This window comes from Celeribacter sp. (assembly GCF_048270365.1).
Classification (GTDB): domain Bacteria; phylum Pseudomonadota; class Alphaproteobacteria; order Rhodobacterales; family Rhodobacteraceae; genus Celeribacter.
Genome location: NZ_JBLWTA010000008.1, coordinates 115,769 through 133,263 on the forward strand (window position 1 = coordinate 115,769; position 17,495 = coordinate 133,263).

Annotated in this window: 15 protein-coding genes; 6 read left to right on the plus strand and 9 right to left on the minus strand. The window is 61.2% G+C overall.

The genetic code is table 11. The features are described from left to right. Positions 1-91 precede the first annotated feature (91 nt). The 5 genes from ACN0X0_RS12520 (at position 92) to ACN0X0_RS12540 (ending at position 3,847) form a co-directional block, all read left to right on the plus strand. Positions 92-1,165: an acyltransferase family protein gene (locus tag ACN0X0_RS12520; RefSeq protein WP_417279423.1), complete on the plus strand. Its 1,074-nt coding sequence runs from the start codon at positions 92-94 to the stop codon at positions 1,163-1,165. Between the two features lie 74 nt (positions 1,166-1,239). Continuing rightward, entirely contained in the window at positions 1,240-2,199 is a 960-nt protein-coding gene (locus ACN0X0_RS12525) for a DMT family transporter (protein ID WP_417279424.1), read from the plus strand. 90 nt (positions 2,200-2,289) lie between these two features. Continuing rightward, complete coding sequence (locus tag ACN0X0_RS12530) at positions 2,290-2,823, plus strand: hemerythrin domain-containing protein (RefSeq protein ID WP_417279425.1); 534 nt, start codon at positions 2,290-2,292, stop codon at positions 2,821-2,823. A 71-nt stretch (positions 2,824-2,894) separates the two neighbouring features. Then, positions 2,895-3,308 (plus strand): hypothetical protein, encoded by a 414-nt coding sequence (locus ACN0X0_RS12535; RefSeq protein ID WP_417279426.1) that lies wholly within the window; start codon positions 2,895-2,897, stop codon positions 3,306-3,308. A gap of 74 nt (positions 3,309-3,382) precedes the next feature. After that, complete coding sequence (locus tag ACN0X0_RS12540; RefSeq protein WP_417279427.1) at positions 3,383-3,847, plus strand: hypothetical protein; 465 nt, start codon at positions 3,383-3,385, stop codon at positions 3,845-3,847. An 80-nt stretch (positions 3,848-3,927) separates the two neighbouring features. Here the strand turns inward: ACN0X0_RS12540 and glmM are convergent, their stop codons facing one another. From glmM to ACN0X0_RS12580, 8 genes are all read right to left on the minus strand, one after another. Next, positions 3,928-5,274: a phosphoglucosamine mutase gene (glmM, locus tag ACN0X0_RS12545; protein ID WP_417279428.1), complete on the minus strand. Its 1,347-nt coding sequence runs from the start codon at positions 5,272-5,274 to the stop codon at positions 3,928-3,930. Beyond that, complete coding sequence (gene folP / locus ACN0X0_RS12550; protein WP_417279429.1) at positions 5,264-6,295, minus strand: dihydropteroate synthase; 1,032 nt, start codon at positions 6,293-6,295, stop codon at positions 5,264-5,266. Before folP ends, glmM begins: the two co-directional genes overlap by 11 nt. Before the next feature lies 1 nt (position 6,296). Next, the gene (locus ACN0X0_RS12555) at positions 6,297-7,202 is read right to left on the minus strand and encodes a dihydroneopterin aldolase (RefSeq protein ID WP_417279430.1); all 906 of its coding nucleotides are present in this window, start codon (positions 7,200-7,202) and stop codon (positions 6,297-6,299) included. A gap of 150 nt (positions 7,203-7,352) precedes the next feature. Continuing rightward, positions 7,353-8,033, minus strand: a complete 681-nt coding sequence (locus tag ACN0X0_RS12560) for a cell wall hydrolase (RefSeq protein ID WP_417279431.1) — start codon at positions 8,031-8,033, stop codon at positions 7,353-7,355. A 207-nt stretch (positions 8,034-8,240) separates the two neighbouring features. Then, on the minus strand, positions 8,241-10,796 hold the full coding sequence (locus ACN0X0_RS12565; RefSeq protein WP_417262128.1) for a putative PEP-binding protein: 2,556 nt from the start codon (positions 10,794-10,796) through the stop codon (positions 8,241-8,243). Between the two features lie 124 nt (positions 10,797-10,920). After that, a complete protein-coding gene (gene glyS / locus ACN0X0_RS12570; protein ID WP_417279432.1) occupies positions 10,921-13,149 on the minus strand; it encodes a glycine--tRNA ligase subunit beta in 2,229 nt (742 codons plus the stop codon). A gap of 2 nt (positions 13,150-13,151) precedes the next feature. After that, the gene (locus tag ACN0X0_RS12575) at positions 13,152-13,679 is read right to left on the minus strand and encodes a DUF6446 family protein (protein ID WP_417279433.1); all 528 of its coding nucleotides are present in this window, start codon (positions 13,677-13,679) and stop codon (positions 13,152-13,154) included. Beyond that, positions 13,676-14,620 (minus strand): glycine--tRNA ligase subunit alpha, encoded by a 945-nt coding sequence (locus tag ACN0X0_RS12580; protein WP_417262131.1) that lies wholly within the window; start codon positions 14,618-14,620, stop codon positions 13,676-13,678. The genes ACN0X0_RS12575 and ACN0X0_RS12580 overlap by 4 nt, the downstream gene beginning before the upstream one ends. Positions 14,621-14,945: 325 nt before the next feature. Here ACN0X0_RS12580 and ACN0X0_RS12585 point away from each other — a divergent pair, with 325 nt between their 5' ends. After that, positions 14,946-16,715, plus strand: coding sequence for a serine protease (locus ACN0X0_RS12585; RefSeq protein WP_417279434.1), 1,770 nt, complete (start codon positions 14,946-14,948; stop codon positions 16,713-16,715). A 55-nt stretch (positions 16,716-16,770) separates the two neighbouring features. Here ACN0X0_RS12585 and ACN0X0_RS12590 read toward each other — a convergent pair whose 3' ends face one another. Further along, complete coding sequence (locus ACN0X0_RS12590; protein WP_417279435.1) at positions 16,771-17,493, minus strand: DUF998 domain-containing protein; 723 nt, start codon at positions 17,491-17,493, stop codon at positions 16,771-16,773. Positions 17,494-17,495 lie beyond the last annotated feature (2 nt).

Sequence of the window (17,495 nt, forward strand, 5' to 3'; positions counted from 1 at the left end):
AGCTGCGGAAACGCGAAGCTTTTCACAGAGATGTCAGGCAGCCGTGCTAAGGCTCAGACCAGTGATCATCAGTGAAAAATGGGTATGCCAAATGGCGAAAGACGGGAAAGTCAAAGAGCGCGAAACCTGGGTCGATACCATTCGCGGACTGACCATTCTCATGGTGATTTTCCACCATAGCCTGCAAGCCAGCAGCCAAATCACCGACATCCCGGGCCGCCTGTTCTGGCTCGACTGGATCGGCGATCATTTCTGGATGCCCGCTTTTCTCTTTTGCTCCGGCCTGTTCTATCGCTCGAAACTGTCCAAACCTTGGGCCGTCACACTTGAAAGCCGCGTTCTGTTCTGCGCCTGGCTCATTCTTGTCTGGTCCCTGCTGTCTTGGGCAGCGGAGGCCCTGGGCCTCGATCTCTATCCCTGGGGGCTGACGTCAGATGCCTCTACAATGCGCCAAGGCCTGGGCATTTTCTTCCCGCCCTACGGCATCCTTTGGTTCGTCTGGGCCATTCTGATCATGTCTGTCTTCGCGCGCCTGATCGTCGCGCTGGCCCTGCCGCTACAGGTACTGGCCACCCTCGCCCTCATGGTCGCCCTGTCGTATTGGCACGACAGCCCCGCGACCACAGGCTCCTTCGAATTCCTGCTCTACAATCTGCTGCATCATGCGGTGCCCTATTTCATGCTGGGTGTCTGGCTCAGCCGTCCGGTTCTCACCTATTTCGCCCGGCCGTCCCGCGCAGTCCTGCCGCTCATCGCGGGTCTCGGCCTGACAGGCCTGATCCTCGGCCTCACCGGGCCGAATTTCCCGCTCAAAAGCTACCTTTTGGCCTTTGCTCTCACCCTCGGCTACATCAGCGCAACGCGTCTGATCGCACAAGTTCCCTTCGTGGGACAAGGACTTGCCATTGTCGGCGCGCTCTCGCTCCAAGTCTATCTGATCCACGAATTCTTTGTCGCGCTGACCTTCGCGGGTGTGGCAAGCACGGGCCTTTCCCTATCGCCCCTCGTCACCCTCATCGTCATCGCGGGCCTTGCCTCTGTGGTGACGATTGCGCTTTCTCTGATCAATGCGCAATTCGGGCCCCGCTGGCTGTTCGCAACACCGCGCTGGCTCACGCGACAGCTGTTCCGCCCGAAGTTTCAGACCACTGCCAAACCAACCTGACCCCGGAATATGGCGTGACCCTCCGCCGCGATATGGGATAAGAGACGGCGTTAGCTTTTCCCACGGACACGCCCATGCCCCGCCCTCAGTCTCGCCCTCAGTCTCGCGCCCGATCTGCTCCCCTGCCCGAGATCACCCCCGCCTCCTGGATCATGGTCGGCATCCTGGGCTTTGTCTGGGGCTCGACCTTCATGGTGATCGAGATCGCCCTGACCGGCGTGACGCCTTTTTGGCTCGCGACCTTCCGGCTTACCATCGCCGCCATCGTCATGGCCGCCTTTTGGGGCGTCGGTGGGTTCAAGATGGGCAGCGATCCCGACAACAAACCGCATCCCGTCGCGTTGATCTGGGCGGGTGCGGTCTCCTCCGCCATTCCGTTCCTGTTGCTCAACTGGGGCCAGCAATATGTCACCTCCGGCTTTGCTGGCACCTCCATGGCCGCCGTGCCCTTGGTCGTTTTGCCCATGGCGCATTTCATGGTGGCGGGCGAACGGCTATCCTTGCGCGCCATTATCGGCGTCACCTTTGGTTTCATTGGGGTTTTCCTTCTGGTCGGCCAAGATGCGCTGCACAGCTCCGGCGCGGATCTCGAGCTTTGGGGCCGCCTCGCCTGCCTCACCGTGGCCTTCTGTTACGCGCTCAATTCGATCACGATCCGCCGCCTTCCGCCGATCAACCCGACCGCTCTGACCACAATCATGATGGCCACGGGCGCGCTGATCACCCTGCCGTTTTCCGTCCTCGCCGAAGGCGCGCCGACCGTACCGCCGCTCAAGGCCTTTATCGCAGTGATCTTCCTCGGCGTCGTCTCCACCGCCGCGATGAACCAGCTCCGCGTCTTGGTGATCCGCTCCGCCGGGCCGACCTTTATGACGCTGGTGAATTATCAGGTGCCGCTCTGGTCGGTGGTGTTGGGCGCTTGGGTGCTGCGCGAGCCTTTGCCGCCCGCCCTGATCCTTGCACTGGCGCTGATCCTGGGCGGTGTCGCCATCTCGCAATGGCCTGTGATCAAACGGCTCTTTGTGCGCAGATAGATGACCGCACCTACGGAAATGTTACATTGTAACACTACCCGCCCTCCCCATATCCCCGCCATGACTTACCCTGTACACGAAAGACAGGGGTTGCCCGAAGAGATGCAGCTCCTGCTTCGGGAGTATCCGCGCGTGACCTGGCCGGATCACCCGAACTTCGCCCGCTCTGTCCAGAAATGGATGGGCGCTCATGACACATTCCGGACCTTATCCTCCTATATCCGGGAGGACAGCGAGGCGTTTCTGGACAAAAAGATGGAGGACCAAATTTATGCGCAAAAGCTCGCGAAATACGGGCACATCCTGCTCCAGAGCCTGCACGGACATCATACGTGGGAAGACCGTCGGTTCTTTCCCGAGCTTGGAGCGGCGGAGAGCCGTCTGATCACCGGGCTCGATATGTTGGAGACAGATCACGAGGAGCTGGATGGCACGCTGGACGATTTCAAACGTGTCGCCAACCGGGTTGTGCAACTTGCGCAGTTGTCCCCGGCCGACATGTATGACGAGACCGGCACGGTGCTGCGTCACGCCGAGGACATCGGCGCGATCCTCAATCGACATCTGACGGATGAGGAAGACCTGGTGGTGCCGATCATCTTGCACCACAAATTGCGCGGTTGACGGACTGCGGTGAAAGGGCGCCTTGCGGGGCGCCCTTTTTCATGCGCAGGATGCGCGCAAAGGAGTGCCCCATGACCAACCCCGAGCATGACGACCACATCCCCGCCGATCTGACGCCAGAGAACGAAAACGAAGTCCTCGATGAGCGCGCGCGGATGTTCACCCTTGGCTTCTGGAAAAGCCTCTTGGCCGGGCGCGAGGGGCTGGGCGACACGTTTTGGGCCGGGAATTACCTTGCCGCGCTGCTCTTCTTGCCCCTGATGGTGCTCCTCTTCACCATTGCCTCTTTTCTACCATCTCTCTCCTTCCTGTTATCAACGTCTTTCGTGGCCTTGGGGGTCTATTTCCTGTTCGTCGCCCGCGCCGTTTGGCTCGCCAAGCCCAAAGGAGACACAGGTCTCGGGTGGAAGATCGTGGGCGTCATCTGGACCCTGATGAACGCCGGCATGTCCTTGGCCTACGCACCATTCACCGGCGGTGCATGATCTCGCAATTGCCCTGACAAGGCCTTAATTCGGCGCCGCTTTTTGTACAAAACGCCGAGAGACACGCCAAATCCATGAGACCGATGCAGATCAAAGCCCTTCTTACCGCCCTTCTCCTGACCGCCACCCCTGTTTTCGCGGACGGTCTGGCCCCCGATTACGCCGTCCTCCCACTGGCCTCGCATCATTATGGCGATTGGGGCGAGGATGATGGCGACGATTTCAACGAATTCAATCCGGGGCTGATGTTCACCTGGGCGGAACGCGCCTATGGGCTGAACTACACCTTTGGTGCCTATCGCGACAGCCGGTCGGACACCTCCGCACATCTGTCAGCGGCCAAAATGTGGGACATTGGGGACCACGCACAGGCCGGGATCGTCGGCGCCTATATCCACTCCTTTGGCGACGGATACACCGGCTTTGCGCCCTCTGTGCAATTGAATTACAAATCCCTCTTCCTCAACGCCGCGACCGGCTATGACGACGACATCTATGGCGTCATCTCGACCGGGTTCATCATTCCGCTGGGTCGCTAAACGCGTACAATCCTTGTCAGGAAGCACAAAAGGCGGCCCTAAGAGCCGCCTTTCTTGTCTTTTTCGAACATTTTCAGGGTTTACTGCGTCGCGGCCTTCACCGCCGCCACGACATCCTCGACCGCCGTATTCAAAACGCTCTCGCTCACACTTTCGGCCATCACGCGGATCAGAGGCTCGGTGCCGGACTTGCGGATCAGCAACCGCCCGTTGCCATTCAAATTCGCTTCCGCCGCTGCAATCGCCGCTTTGACGCCCGCATCATCCAAAGGCTTTTGCCCCGTGCCATACCGCACGTTCTGCAAAAGCTGCGGCACCGGTTCAAACACCTGCGTCAGCTCAGAGGCTTTCTTGCCCGTTTCGACCATGGCGGCGAGGAACTGAAGCCCCGCCAAAAGGCCATCGCCCGTCGTGGCATAATCGCTCATCACGATATGACCGGATTGTTCGCCGCCAAGGTTAAAGCCCCCGGCACGCATCCGTTCGACCACATAGCGGTCGCCCACGGCGGTGCGCTCCAACCGCAGGCCTTCAGCCTCCAGAAACCGTTCCAGCCCGAGGTTCGACATCACGGTCGCGACCAATGCCCCGCCAGACAGACGTCCCTGATCGGCCCAGGCCTTGGCCATCAAGCCCATGAGCTGATCGCCATCGGCCACGCGGCCAGTTTCATCGAGGATCATCACCCGATCCGCATCGCCATCGAGACAGATGCCGACATCCGCGCCATGGGCCACCACGGCCTCAGCGGCGGTCTGGACATAGGTCGAGCCACAATGATCGTTGATGTTCTTGCCGTTGGGCACCGTGCCCACCGGGATCACCTCGGCGCCCAGCTCCCAAAGCACCTCGGGGGCGGTGCGATAGGCCGCGCCATTGGCACAATCGATCACCACTTTCAGACCTTGGAAATTCATCCCGCGCGGCAGGGTCGATTTCACCCGCTCATTGTAGCGGAACCGCCCGTCGTCGATGCGTTTCGCCCGACCGATATTTTGCGCCTGCGCGGGTTCGACGCCCTCTTCCATCAGCCGCTCGATCTCGCTCTCCGCCTCATCCGACAGTTTGAACCCGTCAGGGCCGAAAAACTTGATACCATTGTCTTCGGCGGGGTTGTGCGAGGCGGAAATCATCACGCCGACATCCGCGCGCATCGAGGTCGTGAGCATGCCCACAGCCGGCGTTGGCACTGGCCCCAAAAGAAACACATTCATGCCCGTCGAGGTGAAGCCCGCCGTCATCGCGGTCTCGAACATATAGCCCGACAGACGCGTGTCTTTACCAATCACCACACGGTGCTCGCGCGAGCCGTCACGCCGGAAATAACGCCCGGCGGCGGCCCCGAGTTTCAACGCCATTTCGGCGGTCATCGGATGGCTGTTGGCGCGCCCGCGCACCCCGTCCGTGCCAAAGAATTTACGCGTCATGGCTGTCTCTCCTCACACCAGTTACCGCCTGCCACAGGGCAAGCGCCTGTTTTGCCTCTTTAAAATCATGCACCCGGTGGATTTGCACACCCTGCCCAAGCGCCGCCATGGTCACCGCCAAAGTGCCCGGCGCGCGGTCCTGGGCCACGGGGGCCTTGCCGATCTTGCCGATAAAGCCTTTGCGCGACACGCCCAAAAGAATGCCGCAGCCCAGAGCGTGAAACAGTGAAATCCGCTCCAGAAGTGCGAGATTATGCTCAACCGTTTTGCCAAAACCGATGCCGGGATCGACGAGGATCTGCGCACGCGAAATGCCCGCCGCCTCGGCCAGTTTGATACGGCCTTCGAGGAAGTCATACACATCGAGCAGCACGTTGTCGTACTGCGGATCATCCTGCATCACCTCGGGATCACCCTGCGCATGCATCAGACAGACCGGCGCCCCCGTCTCCGCGCTCACCCGCGCCAGATCAGGGTCATGGGTAAAGGCGTAGACGTCATTCACAAGGCTCGCGCCCGCCTTGAGCGCGGCCTGCGCCACAGGGGCTTTTCGTGTGTCGATAGAGATCGGCACAGAACTGATCTCTCGGATCGCGGAAATCACCGGCGCGGTGCGTTGGATTTCTTGCTCGACCGCGACGTAATCGGCACCGGGTCGCGTGCTTTCGCCACCGATGTCGATGATCTCGACACCCGCCGCGATCATCTCCTGCACCTCTGCCAGCGCCGCCTCGGGGCGGTCGAATTTACCACCATCGGAGAAACTGTCCGGCGTGACGTTGAGAATGCTCATCACCGAGGGGGCGCTCAGATCGAGCCCCGCCATCGGGGCACGGGCGGCAGTCAACCGCGTGCGGGCCTCTTCGGACAGCGCGGAGACCCGCAAAATCTCCGGCGGCGCGTCACGACGCAGGCGTTCGACATGGGTGAACCAGCACCAGCCGCCCGCCAGCGTCAACGCGCCCTCGGGCCGGGCCGGGTCGCAGCTCGGGAGCGGTCGGTCATAGAAGGGCTGCGTCATCTCAGGACAGCTCCACCGCAGCATCCGCGTCGCGGCGCTCGGCACCTTCGATCTCCACCGCGCCGAGGCTTAGTACCTTGGTCGCGGAAAGCTCCTGCGCCAGCCAAGCGACCATTTCGGCGATGTCGCCTTTCGGCCCATGCACCGCGTCGAGCACCATTTTCGACGGCGCCCAGACAGAGATCTGATCGTGTTTCATCGCCCAATCCAACTCGGTCCGCGTTGCGCGCACGACACAGCGGGCGTCACGCCCGGCCAGAACCCAGGCGTTTTGCTCAATCGCCAAAAGATCAATCCGCCGCTGCGCCGCCTTATGACCCGCTTCGGGCCAGTCGCCCGAGGGCAAGCCAACGGTCAGAATGACAGGACGCGGATCGGCCTCCAACGCGTCGATCCAAGCGGTGAGCTGCGCGCTCTCCAAAGACTCCGGTCCCAGATGCACGATCAGCGGATGCGGCACGGGCGCTTCCATGGCCTCTGCATGCCCGATCTGATCCGCGCTGCGCACGATCTCGACACCAAGCGCGCCGGGCCCCCGGTCGAGCTTTTCGACCCGCACAAAGACGCGATAGGCGCGCGGCTCGGCCAGAATGCGTTCAGCAATGCGCTCAGCAAGGGTTTCGAGCAGGTTGAGACGCTCGGCCTCCAACTCGATATGGATCGCCTCGGTCAGCCGGTCGTAGGACAGGATGCGGTCGACATCATCGTCAATCGGGCCGGTGACCGGCGTCAGTTCCACGACGATGTTGAAGGACACCCTCTGGCGCACGCCGCGCTCGGCCTGAAACGCACCGATTTCGACATCGACCACATGGTCGCGCAATGAAATCCGGTCAAGCGGTGCCGCGTCAGAGGTCGCCAGCGCGCGCGCTTCGGGGTGCTCAAAAGCCTGTCTGATCTCGGACATTGACGGTCCCTTTTCGAAACTTTGGCCTTTGCTACAGCTTTGGCGGCGGTGGGCCAAGACCCAATCGCCCGGCGCACAGGCCCACCTCTGAAATGGCAAAACCCCGCCGTTTTCCCGGCGGGGCCTGAAACAATTCCGTGATCTGAGGTGTTAGGCCTGCGGCATCCGGTAGAACATGTGAACGCCGATCTGCGCGGTTTTCGCGAAAGCACGCGCCCAACGCGGGTTGACGGCACGGGTGTGATAATGGGTTGCCCCTTGCGTCAGAGTACGCGGCGCACCGTCGATCATCAACTTGGCCACTTTGGCGACCTGAGTCCAAGCGCCTTTTTCGCGCACGACATCGGCATAGCCGTCGCAAGTGTAGGTGAACTGACACTGGTATTTCCGCCCCGTGCCCTGATGCACCACACCGCAGACCGTGTTCGGGAAGGCGGGAGAAGAGACGCGGTTGAGGATCACCTCGGCCACGGCAAACTGGCCTTTGACGCTTTCGCCGCGCGCTTCGAAATAGAGCGCCTCCGCGAGGCACTGCCATTGCTCACCGCCTTGGGCGGCGGGCTGTTTGGCGAGGAAGTCCTGCGTGTAGGAGATCGTCGGCGTGTTGGATTTCGGCTTGAAACTGGCCAAGAGACGCTCGATCGCATCTGCATCGACGTTTTCAAGACCGTCGCGCTCCTGGTTCAACAGCGCGTTCAATTCGAGCCCAAGCACCGGGTTCGGATCGTTCGAGTGGCTCACCGTCACCTCTGCACGGGACTGGCCCGGAAGTGTCGATACGCCGAGCGTAACCACAAGCGCGAGCGCCTTGAGCTTAGCTGGGATTTGCATAGGGTTGCCCCTCCATTGCGCCCCAGATTGCGGGGCCTCACGGGTGTTTTCGGAGCGGGGGGATAGGTCAAATGTCCCAAAAGGTCCAGCCCAGGGCCCCAAGCCCCCTTCCTGGACAGTCAAGAGATAAGCAGCAAAGCGCCGGAAAACACCTACAAACGGACCATCATCCGCCTTTATTTTCAGCGCCTTGCCATAAGAATGTGACTATTTTGCACCGTAGGCGACAAGCTGCGCAGCGGCAAGGCGCGCCACGGGCACACGGAAGGGCGAACAGGACACGTAATCGAACCCAGCGGCCCGACAAAAGGCGATAGATTCGGGGTTACCACCGTGTTCACCACAAACCGCAACCGTCAGCTCAGGTCGCGCCTGACGTCCCCGCTCGGCCCCGATTTTCAACAGCTCACCAACGCCTTCGAAATCGAGCATGTGGAAGGGATCTTCGGGAAAGACACCCTGTTGCACATAAGAATTCATGAACCGCCCCGCGTCGTCGCGCGACAGGCCATAGGCCATTTGGGTCAGATCGTTCGTGCCAAAGGACAGGAAAGCTGCGCTTTGCGCGATGTCACCCGCGCGCAAGGCCGCCCGCGGCGTTTCCACCATCACGCCCAGACGATAGGTGAAATCCGCCCCCGTCTGGTTGCGCACCGCCGCCGCCACGCCGTCGATCTGGGTTTTGACCAATTCGACCTCACGTTTGGCCGAGACCAGCGGGATCATGATCTCCGGCACCACCGGTGCACCGTGTTTCGAGGCCTCGATGGTGGCTTCGAAAATCGCGCGGGCCTGCATTTCGTAAATCTCGGGGAAGGTGATGCCCAGCCGCACGCCGCGCATCCCCAGCATCGGGTTGAATTCCGACAGCCATTCGATCCGACGCGTCACGTCAGAGAGCGGCAGATCGAGCGCTTCGGCCAGTTCCTTGGCGCCTTCGCGGTCGGAGGGCAGGAATTCATGCAGCGGCGGATCGAACAGGCGGATACAGACCGGAAGGCCTTCCATGATGCGGAAAAGTTCTATGAAATCAGATCGTTGCATAGGCAAAAGCCGCGCAATCGCCTCCGCCCGATCTTCGTGACGTGAGGCGAAAATCATCTCGCGCATCACGGTCAGACGGTCGCCTTCAAAGAACATATGTTCGGTGCGGCACAGCCCGATCCCTTGCGCCTTGAAGTCCCGCGCCATGGCGGCATCCGCGGGCGTGTCGGCATTGGCGCGCACCCCGATGTCACGGATCGCATCGGCCCATTCCATCAGTTGCAAGTACCAGTGATCCTTCACCGGCGGCAGCATTTTGACCGCGCCCATAAGCGCCTCGCCAGCAGAGCCGTCGAGCGTCAGAATATCGCCCTCTTCGAGCGTGCGCCCATCAGACAGCGTCAGCGTGCGTTCGCGCGCGTTGATCCGCATCGAGGCACTGACCACACAGGGCACGCCCATGCCACGCGCGATCACCGCCGCATGCGAAGTGACCCCGCCGCGTTCGGTCAGAATACCGACAGAGGAATGCATGCCGCGAATGTCCTCGGGCGTGGTCTCGCGCCGCACGAGGATGCAGGGCTCGCCACGCGATTCATAGCTCTGCGCCACGCTGGAATTGAACACGATCCGGCCCACGGCGCCGCCCGGCGAGGCGGCGATGCCCTTGGCCACGACGTCACGTTTTCCTTTGGGATCAACCTGTTGGTGCAACAGCTCGGTCAGAGAGCGCGCGGGCACACGGGTGATCGCCTCTTCGCGCGGGATGATGCCATCCTCGGCCAATTGCACCGCGATGCGAAGGGCCGCGCGCGAGCTGCGTTGCACCCGCACAGCGTCCAGCACCGAAAGCTGGCCGTTCTCGATGGTGAACTCGACCTGCATCTCTTCGCGAAGACGCACCCGGCAGAGTTTCGACATCTCGACGAGCGTCTCAAACAGCTCTGGCTGCGCCTCCTCAAGGGAAAGTCCGCGTTTGTCGCGGGTCAGATAGAGCGCTTCATCGGCGTCATATTCGCCAGTGTTGACCGCCTCGCGGCCTTGCGACTGGCGTTTGTAACGGCCTTTGATCAGCGACGCGCCGGTGTTCGAATCCACCAACTGCATAACCCCTGCCCCGCTTTCACCCGGCCCCAGCCCCAAGGACATGGCCTGCACAATCAGCCCAAGCCCAGCATCCGCAGGTGCGCCTTTGGCCTGACGCAACAGCCGCGCCGTTGTGCCCTCCCACGCCCGCGCCATGGAGCGCAGAACCTGGCCCAGCTGATCTGCGGGGTCTTGTGGAAACGGCTCGCCGGTCTCGTCCTCATGGGCATCGAGCGCCGCTTTCAGCGCCTCCGCCACGGGCATAGACGTGTCAAATTCGAACAATTCCGGGTCAAGACGTTCGACATGCACCGCAAAAGATTGCACAAATCGCAAGTACAGCGTGTCTGCCGCCTCAGCACCGTGACTCTGCGTCAGCTCCGCGTGGCGCTCATCGTTCATGCCGATGTTGAGAATGGCGCCCGGTCCGCCCCAATCGGGGTCCTCGGACGAGGGCCGCACAGTGAGCAAAGGCGCATCGCCGAACACGCGCAACAGCGCCTTTTTGTCGAAGCGATACCCCTCGGCGAGGCGATGCACGGCGTCAAAAGACAGGGCGACGGTTTCCGGCACAGGCAGATCAAGACGGATCAGGCGCTGCAAGCATTTCGCCCGCCCGCCATGGGTTTCAACCGCGATCGGAGCGACGCGGCGGATGCGGGTGAACCCAAGGATATCACTCTCTTGCTGCACTGCGGCACCTCCCTGTTGCGGCACGCTACGCCTCTAGGCCGCGTGAGCGCAACCGTTAACCGTAACGGCGCAGAGATTTCGTCCGAAACCGTTGCCGCTAAGGTAACACAGCAACGGTCTCAGGTCAGCTTTCGATCCGTGTCAGATCCGCGACCGAGAGGCAGATGTCGCGAATACGGCCCAAGAGGTTCAAACGATTGCGACGCACGATGTCGTTGTCGGCATTGACCTGAACCGCCTCGAAAAACGCATCGACTTCCGGGCGCATCGCGGCCATTGCAGACATGGCGGCCGTGAAATCTTCGGCCTTCATCGCCGGTTTGATCGCCTCTTCTGCCGCATCGAGAGCGGCAAAAAGCGCTTTCTCTTCCGCGACTTCGGCGAATTTGAGATCGGGGCCAAAACTATATTCGACACCGTCTTTTTCCTCGGCTTGGCTCAGGATGTTATTGGCGCGTTTGAAGCCCTGAATGAGGTTGGTGCCATCTTCGGTGTCGAGCATCGCCTGCAACGCGCGGGCACGTTTGACGAGCAAAGTGATGTCGTCATTGCCCTCCATCGCCAGACAGGCGTCGATCACGTCGTGACGGATGCCCTCGTCTTTCAGGAAGACTTTGAGACGGTCGTGGAAGAAGGACAAAAGGTCCTCGGAGGTGTCAGGAACATTGCCCGCCGCCTGGTTCACCGCGTCTTTTTGCGCATCGGAAAGCTTGTCGGCAATCGCATCGAAAGCCGCACCGAAGACGCCGTGTTCAGCGATCTCGTCGAGGATTTCTTTCAACGTGTCGATGATGCCGTCATCCTCGTCGGCTTCTGCAATCTTGTGCAACAGGAGCTGGCTGTCGATGAACCGGTCGAGGTGCAAACGCACATCGTTGGTGATCAACAGACGGATCACACCGAGGGCTGCGCGACGCAATGCAAAGGGGTCTTTCGAGCCGGTGGGCTTCTCGTCGATGGCCCAAAACCCGGTCAGCGTGTCGAGCTTGTCGGCCAGAGCGACGGCGACCGAAACCGCTTCGGTCGGCACGTCGTCGGAGGGGCCAAGCGGGCTGTAGTGATCGCGGCAGGCGTCGGCCACGGCGTCAGACAGCCCGGCTTTTTGCGCGTAATAGCGGCCCATGATGCCTTGCAGTTCGGGGAATTCGTAGACCATCTCAGAACTGAGATCGGCTTTGGCCACTTTCGCAGCCACCCCGGCCTCATCGGCCTTGGCCCCCACGATGGGCGCGATCTCTTCAGCCAGAGATGCGATGCGCGCGATGCGGGCCACCTGAGAGCCGAGTTTGTTGTGGAAGGTGACATTGGCGAGCGGTGCGGACATCGCCTCCATGCCGTCGCCTTCCACCGTGCGCAGGTCGTTTTCCCAAAAGAATTTCGCATCCGACAGACGCGCGGAGAGCACTTTTTGGTTGCCCGCGAGGATCGTCGCGCCGTTGTCTTTGGTCTCGCGGTTGGCGACGGTGACGAATTTCTCGATGCGGCCCGTTTTGGGATTGCGCACGGAGAAGAATTTCTGGTGCTCTTTCATCGAGGTCTGCAACACCTCGGGCGGCAGGTCGAGAAAATCGGAACCGATCTCACCCAAAAGCACGACCGGCCATTCGACAAGCCCCGCAACCTCCGCCAAAAGACCTTTGTCTTCAACGACTTCGAGACCCTGCGCGAAGGCCTGATTGGTGGCATCGTGCCAGATGTGATCGGCGCGCTCGGCGCCATCAAGCACCACGAAATTCTGTTTCAGCTTGGTCGCGTAATCATCAAAAGACGTCACTTTGAAGCTGCCGGAGGACATGAAACGATGCCCCCAAACCGTGTTGCCGGAGGTGATGCCGTCGATGTCGAGCGGGACGACTTCTGCACCATCTTCGCGCGTCATCAGGCAGACGATGGAATGCAACGGACGCACCCATTTGAGGCTGCCTGCCCCCCAGCGCATGGATTTCGGCCAAGGGAAATTGCGCACGGTGGCCTCAAGCACCTCGGCCACGATCTCGGCCGCCGGACGCCCCGGCTTGGTGATCTTGGCGAAATAGACCTGACCCTTTTTCTCATCGCGGATTTCAAGCTCGTCTTTCGTGACACCGGCCCCGCGCAGGAACCCTTCGAGCGCTTTCTCGGGTGCATCCACGCGCGGGCCTTTGCGCTCTTCGACCGTGGTCGGGGAGGCGTCCAGGAGCCCTTCGATGGACAGGGCCAGACGGCGCGGCGTCGCGAAGGCGCCCGCAGAGGCATAGGTCAGACCGGCCTCGACCAGACCGTTCGTCACCAGAGATTTCAGATCCTCGGCGGCACGTTTTTGCATGCGCGCGGGGATTTCTTCGGAGAAGAGCTCGATCAGCAAGTCAGCCATAGTCAGTTTCCTTCAGGAGCGGGCGGACAGCCCACGGGTGTGGGATCGCCGTCGAACACGGCATCGCCACAGCGGTTGATCTGGTTCCAGGCAAAGCCGCGGCCATCGGGGTAGATGGCGACCACGCGGTCGATGCCATAGGGAGAATTCTCTGCGCCTAAGAAGGCGACGGCCCGGCCCGCCTCGATGTCGGCGCCAATCACGCCTGCGTCGAAACAGTCGAACCATTTCTGCGCCACGAGAGGGGCGGCGTCCTCATAGGGCTGGAAGGTTTCCGTCATCATCGGCAAGGACAGGGGCGTGGTGAAACAGGCGCGGAATTTGATCGGCGAGGTGTCGGCGTCGATGCCGGTGAAATTCTCGGCCAGGATGTCCTCAGACAGGCCTTCGTAGGTGGTCACAGTGACGGACGCCGCCGGCGCATTGGCCGGGATCGGTTTGTAATAGGCGTAGACCTGCGAATAATAGAGGCCAGCGCCAAACACGAGTGCGGAGATCACGATACCACCTGCGACCAGTTTGCCATTCATGCGGACTCAGTCTCTGCTTTCCAGCCGCCCGCCTCGGTCAAAACGAAGGCATCGGCACAGGCTTTGGCCAGCGCGCGGACACGGCCGATATAGGCCTGACGCTCGGTGACGGAGATCACGCCACGCGCGTCCAACAGGTTGAAGATATGCGAGGCCTTGATGCATTGATCATAAGCCGGATGCGCCATGATGATGCGTTTGCCGGTCTTCGGATCCATGTGTTCGACCGAAAGAATGGCGTGGCATTCTTTCTCGGCATTGACGAAATCCGACAGGAGTTTTTCGGTGTTGGCGACATCGAAATTGTGCCGTGAATATTCTTCCTCGGTCTGTTTGAACACATCGCCATAGGTCAGCGCGATCGGCGCCTGCGGGTCGTTGTAGGGCATATCCATGACGTGATCGACGCCCAGAACATACATCGCCAGACGCTCGAGCCCGTAGGTCAGCTCGCCAGACACGGGATGGCAATCGTGGCCACCGACCTGTTGGAAATAGGTGAACTGAGACACTTCCATCCCGTCGCACCAGACCTCCCAACCGAGACCCCAGGCGCCCAAAGTGGGGCTTTCCCAGTCGTCCTCGACGAAACGAATGTCATGCAGCTCGGTGTCGATGCCGATGGCTTTCAGAGAGCCGAGATAGAGGTCCTGCAAATCCGGCGGCGACGGTTTGATCAGCACCTGATACTGGTAGTAATGCTGCAACCGGTTCGGGTTCTCACCATAGCGCCCGTCGGTCGGACGGCGCGAAGGCTGAACATAGGCCGCAGCCCAAGAGTTCGACCCCAAAGAACGCAACGTCGTGGCCGGGTGAAACGTCCCCGCGCCCACTTCCATGTCATAGGGCTGCAACACGGCACAGCCTTTCGCGGCCCAATAGGCCTGAAGCCTCAGGATGATTTCCTGAAAGGAACGCGGTTTATCTACAGTCTCGGACATGGGACGTCTTTCGCCAGAGGTTTCGCCAAAAGTGATGGCCGTGTTTTCACGCATCGAATGCGGCTCTTCAATAGGCAAGCCCGGCGGGGGCGTCAATGTCACCCATAGGTCAATCATGGGTCAATCATGGGTCAATCCCGGCCCTTCGCGGCGGAACGCCGGAAATCCGGCCCAATTCGATCACATATCCTCCATTTCTGCCCCTCTCGGACCGCCCGGATATTGACCTCGGCCCCAAACCTGTTTTCTTAGCGCCCGAAGAAAAGACGACGAACAAGGGCGACAGGACACCCTATGGCCCGTTCGACAAAAAGTAAGGGTTTTCATGACTAGGTTTTTCGCAGTCGCGCCTCTGGGCGTTGCCGCTTCGCTGTTCCTCACCACAGCTCTCTCGGCGGAACAATGGATTCAGATTGAGGCACAGCCCTCTCTGACACAGGCCACCGAGTCCGCTCAGGGCTATGCCAATGGCCTGCCGAATGTCGTGGGCTTCAACCTGCCGGGCCGCTGGCACGCCATCGCGCTTGGCCCCTACGCCACAGAGGCCGAGGCCGAAGCCGCGCGTCTGGCGCTTCGTGCCCAAGGCCGCATTCCCGGCGACAGCTACCTGACCGATGGCACCCGTTTTCAGGATGCCTTTTGGCCGGTCGGTGTGAATGTTTCCACGCTGGCGCCGATTGAGACCCCGCAAGCCACGGAAGCCCCGGCAACGGATGCCGTCGCCGAAGAGGTGATCGAGACCGCGATGGAGCCGGTCGATCTGGACGAAACCCCGGCCGAGGCCCGTGCCTCCGAGCGCGCATTGGACCGCCCGGCACGCGAGGCGCTGCAAACCGCGCTGCATTTCGCGGGCGTCTATAATTCCGGCATCGATGGCGCTTTTGGCCCCGGCACCCGCAACGCCATGGCCGAATGGCAGGCGCTTCAGGGCTATGAGACCACTGGCGTTCTGACCACCCGTCAACGCGCCGAAGTGCTGGCCGCCTATCAGGACGTGGTGAACAGCCTTGGCCTGCGCCCGGTTGTGGATGACGTCGCGGGCATCGCGATCACCCTGCCGACAGGCGTCGTAGAGTTCTCCGAATACACGCCGCCTTTTGCGAAATATGCCGCCAAGGATGGCTCCGACGCACAGGTCCTGTTGATCTCGCAAACCGGCGATGCGGCCACTTTGGGCGGTCTCTATGAGATTATGCAGACTCTCGAGATAGTGCCGATGGATGGCCCGCGGTCGCGCGATCAGAACAGCTTTAGCCTCACCGGCACCAATGCGCAGATCACCTCCCACACTGAAGCCAAACTGGTGAATGGCGTGGTCAAAGGCTGGACCCTGATCTGGCCGACGCCCGGCAACACCACTGACGAGAAACGCCACCAGATGGCTTTGGAGGCGATGCAGGCGTCTTTCGCGCCCACCGACGGCGTCTTGCCCGATGCCTACGGCGAAGGTGCGGCGCAGGACATCGACCTGATGGCCGGTCTCGACATTCGCCGCCCGGAAAAGGCCGGCAGCGGATTTTATGTCGACGAGAAAGGCACCGTTCTGACCGAGGCCGCTCTGGTCGCAAGCTGCGCCAAGATCACCCTCGACGAGACTTATGACGCGACCGTCACCGCGACGGCTGACGGCATGGCGCTTTTGACCCCGGCACAGGCTCTGGCCCCGCTCGAAATCGCCCGGTTCGATAGCCAACTGCCGCGTCTGCAATCCGAGGTTTCCGTCTCCGGCTTTGCCTACGAAGGCCGCCTTGGCGCGCCGACGCTGAACTATGGTCTGATGGCCGAGCACAAAGGCCTGTCGGGCGAAGAAGACATCCTGCGCCTCGCGATGACCACGCTTCCGGGCGAAGCGGGTGGTCCGCTTTTGTCCAGCACAGGCGCCGTGATCGGCATGCTGGCCTCCTCTGCCGCGATGACACAGGGGCGTGACCTGCCCGAAGATGTGGCCTTTGCCTATGACATGGAAAAGATTGCCGGTTTCCTGTCCGAGAACGGCGTGACCATGTCCGCCTCTGAGGCCGCCGCGGGGGCTTCGGACAGCGATCTGGTCACCATCGGGCGTGACATGACGGTTTTGGTGAGCTGCTGGAACTGATCTTTATCTGGATCTAACAAAGCCCCGCCCTCACCGGCGGGGTTTTTCTTTGGCCTCAGGCCCGAAACAACGCCAGCGCCGCCTGATCCGCCTTGCCCTTGGTCAACCAGGCCAGCGCGAAAATCCAGATGCCCACGGCCTCACCCCAAAACACGAGATTATGGCGGGCGACAAACGCCTGCCCCCCGCCCCAGCGCGCGTAGACGAAAGACCCGGCGATCACCGCCAGCGCCACGAGGATGCCGTAGCCGCAGGCCTTGTAAATATAGGGGCGTACGCGGCTTTGGGTTTTCGGGAATTGCACGAGGCAGAACACCACGAGGCAGAGGAAGAACACCACCGCCGAGAGGTTATGCACCCAAGCGGACAAATCGACGCCGACAAGTTTTTGCGTCACGGTGATCTCTGGCAAGATGCAGCTGTCGCTCTCACTCGCTTTCACCACGAGACAATCGTCCAGAGACGGAAACACCGCCACCAAAAGCGCGGAGACGCCCGCCACGCTGGACAGCACTTGATCCGAAAAGGTCTCGCCCCGACGGCGCGGGTAGCCTTTGTAGGAGATCAGGAACACGCCGATGGCGAAAAGCGATCCGACGAAAGCCTCTCTGAGCGGCGAAAAGAAATAGTTCGACACGGAGTCGCGCAAATGATCGTCGAGGGGCAAGCCGCCGCCGATCAACAGAAACGGCAGGATGAGCGCCACGAGACCAAGCGCCTGCCGGACACGGTAGTAGCTCAGGACGTGTTCGTTTTCCTCGGCCGTGTTTTCCGCCATGC